Source organism: Achromobacter maghribensis (assembly GCF_057334215.1).
Map to the genome: position 1 here is coordinate 29387 of NZ_JBHFII010000035.1, position 10836 is coordinate 40222.

A 10836-nucleotide genomic window follows, 5' to 3' on the forward strand; every position below is an offset into this window, starting at 1 on the left:
CCCCCCAACGCAGCGGACGCCGGCTGGACCTGACCGCCAAGGAATTCAGCCTGCTGGCGCTGCTGCTGCGCCGCCAGGGACAGGTGCTGTCGCGTACCACGTTGGCCGAACAGGTCTGGGACATGAACTTCGACAGCGACACCAACGTCATCGACGTGGCGGTGCGGCGCTTGCGCAGCAAGCTGGACGATCCGTTCGACACCAAACTGCTGCATACCGTGCGCGGCATGGGCTACGTGCTGGAGTCGCGCCCGGAACCCCATCCGGCGCCCCATTCCGAATGAAGCCGCCGCGCATGCGCTCGATGCAGGCGCGGCTGACGCTGTTGCTGGGCGCCATTGCGCTGCTGGTCTCCAGTTTGGCGGGGGCCACGCTGTTCTGGGCGCTCAAGCGCGAAGTCGAGCGCCAGGAAATCACCGAGGTCAACGGCAAGCTGGAACTGATCAACCACCTGATCGACATGCAGAACAGCGCCAGCGGCCTGCACGATCTGGCCGCCACCTTCGACGAAATGCGCGCAGGCCAGGGCCAGTTGGGCATCTGGATCGTGGACGCGCAGGGCAACGCCGTCTACGGCGGCGCCCTGCCCGAAACACTGGACACCGTGGGCGGCCAACAGGTTGTCCTGCAAACGGCGGATGGCGGACGCATGCGCGGTTTGCGGGTGGCCATGAACGACCGCATTCTGCCGGGCGCGCAGCTGACCGTGGCAGTCAGCACCCGCACCAGTTCGCAGTTCTTGTACGCCTATGGCACGGCCCTGTTGCTGATCTGCGCGCTGTGGGTGGGCGCGACGGTCGTGCTGGCGGCCTGGGCCGTGCGCCGCAGCATGGCGCCCACGCGCCGGCTGTCGGAACAGGCCGCGCGCATCCAGCCCGACAACCTGGCGCTGCGCCTGCCGCTGGAAGACACCGACCGAGAGCTCCACGAACTGGTGCGGTCGTTCAACCGCACGCTGGAGCGGCTGCAGGCGGCCTATCAGCAAATGGAAGGCTTCAACGCCGACGTGGCGCATGAACTGCGCACGCCGCTGGCCACATTGATCAACGGCGCGCAGGTCATGCTGTCGTCCCCGCGCAATGCCGCCGAACTGCGCGACGCCCTGGAATCCAATCTGGAAGAGCTCGAAGACCTGAAGAAGCTGGTCAACGACATGCTGTTCCTGGCCCGCGCGGACCGTGGTGAACTGGCCGCCGACCTGGCCCCGGTATCGCTGGCGGCCGAGGCCCGCCGCGTGGCGGAATACTACGAAGCCACCCTGGACGAGCACGGCGTGCGCCTGCGCTGCGAGGGCGACGCCACCGTGGCCGCCAATCCCGGGCTGGTGCGGCGCGCCTTGGCCAACCTGATCTCCAATGCCATCAAGGCCACGCCCGCAGGGCACGACATCGTGCTGCGCTGCTCGGCATCGCCGGCGGGCGCGCGGGTGGAAGTGCGCAATCCCGGCCCCCCCATTCCGCCCGCCGACCTGCCCCGCATTTTCGACCGCTTCTTCCGGTCGGGGCAGGCGCGCGCGCCGCGCAGCGAGGGCCACGGCCTGGGCCTGGCCATCGTGCGCGCCATCGCCCGCATGCACGGCGGCGATGTCGACGCGGTGTCGGATCTCCATGGCACGGTGGTGGGGATCACGCTGCGCGGGCCCGTGCCGCCAGCGGCTTCCGGCAACATTACAAAACCGTAATCCGAACGACAGAATCGGGTCACCCCCGCTTTCCTACAGTGTCATCACGGCCATCCCTCTCTAGGACTCTCGTGAAAGACACCCTGATCCGCTTTACCCAAGCCGCCGCGCTGACCTTGCTGGTCGCCGGAGCCGCGCAGGCCGCAGGCGACCACGCCGGCCACGGCATGTCCATGCCTGCCGCCTCGACGCCCATCGGCAAGCCGGGCGATGCCGCCCGCGCCACGCGCACCATCGATGTCGACATGACCGACGCCATGCGCTTCACGCCCGATCGCATCGAAGTCAAGGCAGGCGAGACGGTGCGCATCAACGTGCGCAATTCCGGAAAGATCCGCCACGAGCTGGTGCTGGGCACCGATGCGGACTTGAAGGCGCACTACGACATGATGATGAAAGACCCCGGCATGCGCCACGAAGAGGCGAACGCGGTGTCGCTGGAAGCCGGCAAGAGCGGCCAGATCGTCTGGCGTTTCGACAAGGCGGGCACGGTGTCCTTCGGCTGCCTGGAGCCCGGCCACTACAGCGCCGGCATGAAGGGAGCGGTGTCGGTCCTTTGACGCCCGGCGCCTTCTTTCCATGAGCACATCTCCCCCTCTTGCCCGCCGCCGCTTCGTGCAGGGCCTGGCCGCCGGCGGCGCGCTGGCCGCGCTGGACGGCTGGCGCGCCGCATTGGCCGCGCCCGCGCCTGCCACCGAATTGCGCGGCACGGAATTCCATCTGGAAATCGGCGAAACGCCCGTGAACTTCACTGGCGCCGCACGCATCGGCACCACCGTCAACGGCCAGGTACCCGCGCCGCTCCTGCGTTGGCGCGAAGGCGACACTGTCACCCTGCACGTCACCAACCGGCTGCGCGAACAGACCTCCATTCACTGGCACGGCATCTTGCTGCCGACCGACATGGACGGCGTGCCCGGCCTGAGTTTTTCGGGCATCGACCCGGGCCAGACCTTCACCTACCGCTTCCCGGTGCGCCAGAGCGGCACGTACTGGTATCACAGCCACTCGGGCTTTCAGGAACAGACCGGCCTGTACGGCGCCATCGTCATCGACCCGCGCCGCCGCGATCCCATCGCGTCCGACCGCGACTACACGGTGCTGCTGTCGGACTGGACGGACGAAGATCCGATGCGGCTCTTCAACAAACTGAAGGTGATGCCCGAGTACTACAACCGCATCCAGCCCAGCGTCCAGAGCCTGGCCGCCGACGCGCAGGAACGCGGCTGGCGCGCGGCGTTGTCCGAACGGCTGATGTGGGAACAGATGCGCATGACGCCGACGGACCTGGCCGACGTGTCGGGCGCCACCTACACCTACCTGACCAACGGCGCGACGCCCTCGGGCAACTGGACCGGGCTGTTCAAGCCGGGCGAACGCATCCGGTTGCGCTTCATCAACGGATCCGCGATGACGTACTTCGACGTGCGCATTCCGGGCCTGAAAATGACGGTGGTGGCCGCCGACGGGCAGGACGTGCGGCCCGTCGACGTCGAAGAATTCCGCATCGGCGTGGCCGAGACCTATGACGTGATCGTCGAGCCGCAGGACGACCGCGCCTACACCATCTTTTCCCAGGCGATGGACCGCTCGGGTTTTGCTCGCGCGACGCTGGCGCCGCGCGCCGGCATGCAGGCCGACGTGCCCGCGCTGGACCGCGTTCAATTGCTGGGCATGATGGACATGGGCATGGCGCACGACATGGGTGGCGGTTCAGGCGGCATGGCCGGCATGGACCACGGCGGCCACGGCGCCTCTGCCGCCGGGCAAGGCGGCATGGTTGAAGTCAGGCACCCCTACCCGACCGAGCGCGGCGTCAGCAATTCCATGCTGCCCGACGTGGTGTCGACACGCCTGGACGACCCGGGCGTGGGGCTGCGCGACAACGGCCGCCGGGTGCTGACGTACGCCGATCTGCACTCCATTCGCGAACCCGAAGACAACCGCGCGCCCTCTCGCGAGATCGAACTGCACCTGACCGGCAACATGGAACGCTACATGTGGTCGTTCAATGGCGTGAAGTTCTCGGACGCCAAACCCATCGTGCTGCGCTACGGCGAACGGGTGCGTTTCGTGCTGGTCAACGACACGATGATGACGCACCCGATCCATCTGCATGGCCTGTGGAGCGACCTGGAATCGCCCGACGGTGCGTTTCAGGTGCGCAAGCACACCATCACCCTCAACCCGGCGCAACGGCTGAGCTATCGCGTCAGCGCCGATGCGCGTGGACTTTGGGCCTACCACTGCCACCTGCTGTATCACATGGAGGCCGGCATGTTCAGAGCGGTCGTGGTGGAGTAAGCGATGACGACTCAATGCAAACTGCTGGGCGCCTGCGTCCTGGCCTTGACCCTGGGCGCATCGGGCGTCCACGCGCAACCCGCCGCGATGGACCATTCCAGCATGCCCGGCATGGACCACGGCGCGATGCCGCCAGCCGCCGCGCCTGCCCCGGCGCCTGCCCCCGCGCCGGCCGCCATGGACCACGCGGCGATGGGGCACGGCGCCCCCGCGTCGAACGCGCCGCCGGCGGGCAGCCTGCCGACCAGCGACGGCGCGGGCGAGCGCGACTACGACAGCTACGGTATTCACCCGCACATGATGGACAACGCGTCCACCTGGCAGGTGCTGTTCGACAAATTCGGCGTCACGCGCAATCGCGACGGCGAAAACGCCCTGGACTGGGACGGCCGCTTCTGGTTCGGGTCGGCCACCGATCGCCTGCTCATCAAGAGCGAAGGCGAACGCGAAAGCGGCGGCGGCTCGGATGGCAAGGTCGAAGCCTACTGGAGCCATGCCGTATCGCCCTTCTGGAACCTGCAACTGGGCGCGCGCCGCGATATCGGCACCGGACCCAAGCGCAACTGGGCCGCGTTTGGCGTCGAAGGCCTGCTGCCCTACAACATCGAACTGGAGACCACCGCCTATGTGGGATCGTCTGGCCGCACCGCGCTGGCGCTGAAGGCCGAGTACGACCTGCTGCTGACGCAGCGCCTGATCCTCACGCCGGAAATCGAGGCCAGCCTGTACGGCAAGCGCGACCCGGAACGCGGCATCGGTTCGGGCCTGTCGACCGGGTCGCTCTCTTTGCGGCTACGCTATGAGGTCACGCGAGAGTTCGCCCCGTACATCGGCGTCTCGTTCGAACGGAAATTCGGCCAGACCGCCAGCTACGCCGCCGACGCCGGGGCCAGCCGGTCCCAAACCGCCGTCATGGCGGGCGTGCGGTTCTGGTTCTGACGCGGTATCGCGCCCCTCCCATCCCTATTCGTGCACGGAGCATCATGAACATTTCCCGCATCACGCGCCGACTGATTCTTGCCACGGCCCTTGCGGCCCCCGTCTTCGCCACGGCGCAGACGCCAGTGAAGATCGAGGTCTGGAAGACGCCCACCTGCGGCTGCTGCGAAGACTGGGTCAAGCACATGCGCGACAGCGGTTTCGCCGTTACCACGCACGACGTGCAAGACACTGGCCCCATCCGCCGCAACGCGGGCATGGCCGACTACGGGTCCTGCCATACCGCCGTCGTGGACGGCTACGCGGTCGAAGGCCACGTGCCCGCCAGCGACGTCCGCCGGCTGCTCCTGGAAAAGCCGGCCGCGGCCGGCCGGGCCGCGCCCGGCATGCCGCTGGGATCGCCCGGCATGGACGGCCCCGAGTACGGCGGGCGCAAGACCCCGCACGACATCCTGCTGGTGGACAAGCAAGGCGGCGCGAAGGTCTTCCAGGCGTACCGCTGAAACAATTCATCCACACCGTCTCAATGGCTACTCCTTGCACTGCAGCAAAAATGCGCCACAATCGATAAAACGCATTTTTCACCCACCCCTGGCAGTCATGGCAAAAATCGTCCTGTTCGAGAACATCCATCCGAGCGCGCGCGCAGTCTTCGAAGCCGCCGGTTACACCGACATCGTCACGCACGCCGCGGCCCTGCCGCCGGCGAAAATGCAGGAAGCCCTGCGTGGCGTGCACGTGGCGGGGATCCGTTCTCGCACGCACCTGGACGCCGCCCTGCTGTCCAGCCCCGACCTGCGCGTCGTAGGCTGCTTCTGCATCGGCACCAACCAGGTCGACCTGGATTCGGCCATGCAACGCGGAGTTCCGGTGTTCAACGCGCCGTTCTCCAACACGCGTTCGGTGGCCGAACTGGTGTTGGGCGAAGCCATCCTGCTGCTGCGCCGGATTCCCGAAAAGAACGCCCGCGTGCATCTGGGCCATTGGGACAAGAGCGCCTCGGGCGCCTTTGAAACGCGCGGCAAGACGCTGGGCATCGTGGGCTACGGCAATATCGGTTCGCAGATCAGCACGCTGGCCGAAGGCCTGGGCATGCGCGTCGTCTATCACGACGTGGAAGCCAAGCTGCCGCTGGGCAACGCCCGCCCCGCCGGGACGCTCAACGACTTGCTGGAACAGGCCGACGTGGTGACGCTGCACGTGCCGGGCGGCAAGTCCACCGAGAACATCATGAATGCGGAAACCATCGGCCGCATGCGGCGCGGCGCGATCCTCATCAACGCTTCGCGTGGCACGGTCGTGGACATCGACGCCCTGCATGCCGCGCTGAAGTCCGGCCATCTGGCGGGCGCCGCGCTGGACGTGTTCCCCACCGAGCCCAAGGGCGCGGACGAACCGCTGGCCAGCCCGCTGATCGGCCTGCCCAACGTCATCCTGACGCCGCACATTGGCGGCAGCACGCAGGAATCGCAAGAGAACATCGGCCGCGAAGTGGCCGAGAAACTGGTGCGCTTCATGCAGGCCGGCACGACCAAGGGCGCCGTCAACTTCCCCGAACTGCCCTACCTGGAGCCGGCCGGCGCCACGCGCATCCTGCACGTGCACCGCAACGCCCCGGGCGCGCTCGGCACGCTGGACAACCTGATGGCGCAGCACGGCCTGAACATCGTCAGCCAGACCTTGCAGACCAAGGGCCAGATTGGCTACGTGATCACCGACGTGGAAGGCCAGGTCGATGACGCGGTGATGACCACGTTGCGCGATCACCCCATCACGGTCCGCTGCGACCGGCTGTAAATCTCGGTTGCGCCCAAACGGAAAGCGCCCCTTCGCGGGGCGCTTTTTTTTGGCGGGCCGGCGCTGGCCGGCAAAGCCTGCACCCCGGCCAACATCAACGGCCGGGCCAACGGCGGCGTCACGGCTCAGCCGCCGCCGTCATCAGGCATTCCGCCATCTTCTCGCGCACGCTGCCCGCGTCGAACGGCAGGCGGCCGATGATGCCGATTTCCCGGTGGAACGCTTGTTCGGCCAGCGGCACCAGGCGCAGCCCCGTCACGTCCAACCGCCGCAGCTGCGGCAGCAGCGCCACGCCCAGGCCGTGCCGAACCATATTGGCGATGGCTTCGATTTCGTCCAGCTCCACGGCTTCGTGCACATGAATGCGGTGCTTCTTCAAGAAGATATCCACCACCCGCCCGCCGAACGAGGCCCGGTCGTAACGGATGAAGGGCTGCGTCGCCAGCAGCTCGCGCCAGGGCGCTGCGGGCAAGGATGCCGGTACGGCCAGCACCACCGGCTCATTCAGCAGGCGATGCCAGCCCAGTTCCGGCGGCAGCGTGAACGGCGGGCGGATCAGCACGGCCATGTCCACTTCGCCCGCATCCACCTGCCCCAGCAGCGACAGCGACACACCGGGCACGATACGCACTCGCACATCCGGGTAGACGGCGCGAAAGCGGCCCAAGGCGCGCACCAGCAGGTCTTGCTGCACCGAGGCGATGGCGCCGATGCGCAACGACCCGCTGACCTGACCGGCCCCGGCTGTCGTCACCATGCGCTCAGCCATGGCGACGAGTTCTTCCGCCTGCGGCAGCATCTCTCGGCCATGGGCGTTCAACACGGCGGCCCGTGCTCCGCGATCAAACAGCGCCACGCCCAGGTATTCCTCCAGCCGCTTGATCTGGGCGCTGACGGCCGACTGCGTCAAACCCAGATGGGCGCCCGCACCCGTGAACGTACCGTCCCGTGCCACGGCGATGAAGGTTTTGAATTCTTTGATCACGATCAATATTTTTGATGCTAAGGCACAAAAAATATCGTTTTTCAATCAAAAAAACAATACCTAAACTATGCGCTGGTGTTAACGGAGGCCCAACGGCCCCGTGCAAGCCGATCCCTTTTTTTGAATGATCCGGAGTTTTCATGACCGCCCAAACCAACCTGCCGCCGTTCCACCTGGCCTTCCCGGTTCGCGACCTGGCCGAAGCCCGCGCCTTCTACGGCGAAAAACTGGGCTGTCCGGAGGGCCGCAGCTCGCCCGAGTGGATCGATTTCAATTTCTACGGCCACCAGATCGTCGCCCACCTGGCGCCCAGCGAATGCGGCCACAACGCCACCAGCGCCGTGGATTCCCACAATGTGCCGGTGCGCCATTTTGGCGCCGTGCTTTCCATGGAACAATGGGAAACCATGTCCAAGCGCCTGATCGACGCAGGCACCGAGTTCGTCATCGAACCCTACATCCGCTTCAAGGGTGAAGTGGGCGAACAGGCCACAATGTTCTTCCTGGATCCGTCGGGCAACGCGCTGGAATTCAAAGCCTTCAAGAACATGGATTCCTTGTTCGCCAAGTAATCCGCTGCCAGAGGTTTCGCGCCGTTGAACGCCTTGTCAGAACCCCCTTCTTCGGCCGAAACCGCTTGGCGCATCCTGCCCCAGGGTGATCGCTGTCTGATCATCTCGTTCGGCGACAAGATCGACGCATCGGTCGGCCGGACCTGTCTGGCCGCGGCGCGCAAGCTGCGCGCCGCACAGTTGCCCGGCGTGACCGATGTCGTGCCTTCGTTCGTCGCGGTGGCCGTGCACTACCGGCCCGACGGCCTGGGCAACGGCCCCACCTGCCGCAGCCTGACCGCAAGCATCGACGCCTTGCTGGCCGAGGGCATCGCCGCCGACGCTCTGGCCGGCCGTCAGATCGACATCCCCGTCTGCTACGGTGGCCAGCATGGCCCCGACCTGTCCGAGGTGGCGCGGGCGGCTGGCACGACGGAAGACGAAATCGTCGCGCTGCACAGCGAGCCTCGCTGCATGGTGTTCATGCTGGGCTTCGCGCCCGGCCACGCCTACCTGGGCGTGCATGACCCCAAACTGAATATCCCGCGTCGGCCCTCGCCACGCACTGCGGTGCCCGTCGGCTCGGTCGCCGTGGCCAACCGGCAGACCGTGATCTACCCCAACCGGCTGCCCGGCGGCTGGAACATTATCGGCGCGACGCCGCTGACGCTGTTCGACCCCGCCCGCGAGCCCGCTTCCCTGCTTCAACCCGGTGATTCGGTCCGATTCGTACCCATCAGCGCACAGGAATTCGACCGCCTTCGGGAAGCCCGGCCATGAGCGTGACCGTCATCAAGCCCGGCATGCTGTCCAGCTTCCAGGATCGGGGTCGCGACGGCTACCAGCACGAAGGCATTCCGGCCGCGGGCGCCATGGACGAACGCGCGCACCGGCTGGCTAACGCGCTTGCCGGCAATAGCGGCGACCCCGCCACCCTGGAAATGACCCTGCTTGGCCCCACGCTCCGCTTTGACGCCCCGGCATGCTTCGCGCTGACGGGCGCCGACCTGGGCGCCACCCTCAACGGCCAGGACATCCCCCTGCACCGGCCGCTGGTCGCCCGGGCGGGCGACACCCTGGCCTTCGGCGCCAGGCCGGCCGTGGGCGTGCGCGGCTATCTGGCGGTGCATGGCGGCTTTGCGCTGCCAGCCGTCATGGGCAGCGAAGCGACCTACCTGCGCAGCGGCTTCGGTGGATTCCAGGGCCGGGCGCTGGCCAAAGGCGACCGCATTGCGCTGCGCGCCCCGCTGGACGGCCACGGCCTGGATGCGCTGCAAGCGGCGCTATGGGATATCCGCGCCTATCTGCCCGGCACGCTGGGCGGTCAACGGCGCGGCGCCATCCGTTTCCTGCCGGGCATGCACTGGGAAGAATTCTCGGCGGCCGCGCGGCAGGCCTTCACGGATGCGGAATTCCGCGTCAGCCCCCAATCCGATCGCATGGGATACCGCCTGACGGGCCCGGCGCTGTCCATGAGCCAGCCGCGCCAGATGCTGTCCGAGGCCGCCAGTTTCGGCACCGTGCAGGTGCCCGCGGGCGGCGAAGCCATTATCCTCATGGCCGACCGGCAAACCACCGGCGGCTATCCCAAGATCGCGCAGATCGCGACGGTGGACCTGCCCGCGCTGGCGCAGTCCGCGCCCGGCCAGGCCTTGCGCTTCCAGCTGATCGGCCTGGATGACGCGCAACGCCTGGACGCCGGGCGCGAACACGCGTTCATGCAATTGCAAGAGGCGCTGGCCCCCCTGCGCGCGCTTCTGGCCCCCGCAACAAGGAAACCACAATGACCACCCGCATCGATATGAACTGCGACATGGGCGAAAGCTATGGCGCGTGGACCATGGGCAACGACACGGCGGTGCTGCAATACGTCAGCTCCGCCAATATCGCTTGCGGCTTCCATGGCGGGGACCCCGCCACCATGCGCAAGACCGTCGCCGCGGCGCAGAAGCACGGCGTGGCGCTGGGCGCCCATCCCAGCTTGCAGGACCTGGCGGGCTTCGGCCGCCGCGTCATCCAGATCACGCCGGATGAAGCCTATGACATCGTGGTCTACCAGATCGGCGCGCTGGCCGGCGTGGCCGCTTCGCAAGGCGCGCGCCTGCACCATGTGAAGGCCCACGGCGCGCTGTACAACATGGCCGCCCGCGATGAAGGGCTGTCACGCGCCATCTGCCAGGCGGTCAAGGATGTGGATGCGTCGCTGATCCTGTACGGGCTGGCGGGCAGCAAGCTGATCGATGCGGCGCGCGCGATCGGTCTGGCAGCGGCCAGCGAAGTGTTTGCCGACCGCTCCTACCAGGACGACGGTTCACTGACGCCGCGCACGCGCGCCGGCGCCATGATCGAAGACCTGGACCAGGCGGTGGCGCAAGTGGTGCGCATGGTGCGCGAAGGAAAGGTGCGTTCCGTCGACGGACACGACGTGCCGGTAGAGGCCGACACGCTTTGCATCCACGGCGATCAGCCCAACGCCTTGCTGTTCGCCAACGGCATCCGCCAGGCGCTGGAACAGTCGGGCATCGAAATCCGCACGCCGCCTCGGGCCTGAGCAGCGCGCAGGCCAGGAAGCGCCCCCC

At 67.2% G+C, this 10836-nt stretch carries 12 protein-coding genes; 11 read left to right on the forward strand and 1 reads right to left on the reverse strand.

Going from position 1 to position 10836, the window contains the following annotated elements:
* The 7 genes from ACE039_RS14510 to serA all read left to right on the forward strand — a co-directional run.
* Nucleotides 1–284 (forward strand): winged helix-turn-helix domain-containing protein (locus ACE039_RS14510; protein WP_485822663.1); only part of this gene is annotated, 284 nt, incomplete at its 5' end.
* Nucleotides 281–1681: a heavy metal sensor histidine kinase gene (locus ACE039_RS14515; protein ID WP_485822664.1), complete on the forward strand. Its 1401-nt coding sequence runs from the start codon at nt 281–283 to the stop codon at nt 1679–1681. The genes ACE039_RS14510 and ACE039_RS14515, both read left to right, overlap by 4 nt.
* A 71-nt stretch (nt 1682–1752) precedes the next feature.
* Nucleotides 1753–2241, forward strand: a complete 489-nt coding sequence (locus ACE039_RS14520; protein WP_105559475.1) for a cupredoxin domain-containing protein — start codon at nt 1753–1755, stop codon at nt 2239–2241.
* Between the two features lie 19 nt (nt 2242–2260).
* Nucleotides 2261–3985, forward strand: a complete 1725-nt coding sequence (locus ACE039_RS14525; RefSeq protein WP_485822665.1) for a copper resistance system multicopper oxidase — start codon at nt 2261–2263, stop codon at nt 3983–3985.
* Between the two features lie 3 nt (nt 3986–3988).
* On the forward strand, nt 3989–4924 hold the full coding sequence (locus ACE039_RS14530; protein ID WP_485811683.1) for a copper resistance protein B: 936 nt from the start codon (nt 3989–3991) through the stop codon (nt 4922–4924).
* Nucleotides 4925–4968: 44 nt separating this feature from the next.
* On the forward strand, nt 4969–5427 hold the full coding sequence (locus ACE039_RS14535; RefSeq protein ID WP_485822666.1) for a DUF411 domain-containing protein: 459 nt from the start codon (nt 4969–4971) through the stop codon (nt 5425–5427).
* Between the two features lie 97 nt (nt 5428–5524).
* The gene (serA, locus tag ACE039_RS14540; RefSeq protein ID WP_310034089.1) at nt 5525–6721 is read left to right on the forward strand and encodes a phosphoglycerate dehydrogenase; all 1197 of its coding nucleotides are present in this window, start codon (nt 5525–5527) and stop codon (nt 6719–6721) included.
* A 118-nt stretch (nt 6722–6839) separates the two neighbouring features.
* Here the strand turns inward: serA and ACE039_RS14545 are convergent, their stop codons facing one another.
* Nucleotides 6840–7706 (reverse strand): LysR family transcriptional regulator, encoded by an 867-nt coding sequence (locus tag ACE039_RS14545; RefSeq protein WP_199196924.1) that lies wholly within the window; start codon nt 7704–7706, stop codon nt 6840–6842.
* Nucleotides 7707–7846: 140 nt separating this feature from the next.
* Here ACE039_RS14545 and ACE039_RS14550 point away from each other — a divergent pair, with 140 nt between their 5' ends.
* Genes ACE039_RS14550 through ACE039_RS14565 form a run of 4 tightly spaced genes read left to right on the forward strand, consistent with a single transcriptional unit; the run spans nt 7847 to nt 10808 of the window.
* Complete coding sequence (locus tag ACE039_RS14550; protein ID WP_105559481.1) at nt 7847–8278, forward strand: VOC family protein; 432 nt, start codon at nt 7847–7849, stop codon at nt 8276–8278.
* Between the two features lie 24 nt (nt 8279–8302).
* Nucleotides 8303–9037 carry a 5-oxoprolinase subunit PxpB gene (pxpB, locus tag ACE039_RS14555; RefSeq protein WP_485822667.1) on the forward strand — a complete coding sequence of 245 codons (735 nt, stop codon included), beginning with the start codon at nt 8303–8305 and terminating at the stop codon, nt 9035–9037.
* Nucleotides 9034–10044 (forward strand): 5-oxoprolinase subunit C family protein, encoded by a 1011-nt coding sequence (locus ACE039_RS14560; RefSeq protein ID WP_485811682.1) that lies wholly within the window; start codon nt 9034–9036, stop codon nt 10042–10044. Before pxpB ends, ACE039_RS14560 begins: the two co-directional genes overlap by 4 nt.
* Complete coding sequence (locus ACE039_RS14565) at nt 10041–10808, forward strand: LamB/YcsF family protein (RefSeq protein WP_485822668.1); 768 nt, start codon at nt 10041–10043, stop codon at nt 10806–10808. The genes ACE039_RS14560 and ACE039_RS14565 overlap by 4 nt, the downstream gene beginning before the upstream one ends.
* The last annotated feature ends 28 nt before the right edge of the window (nt 10809–10836 follow it).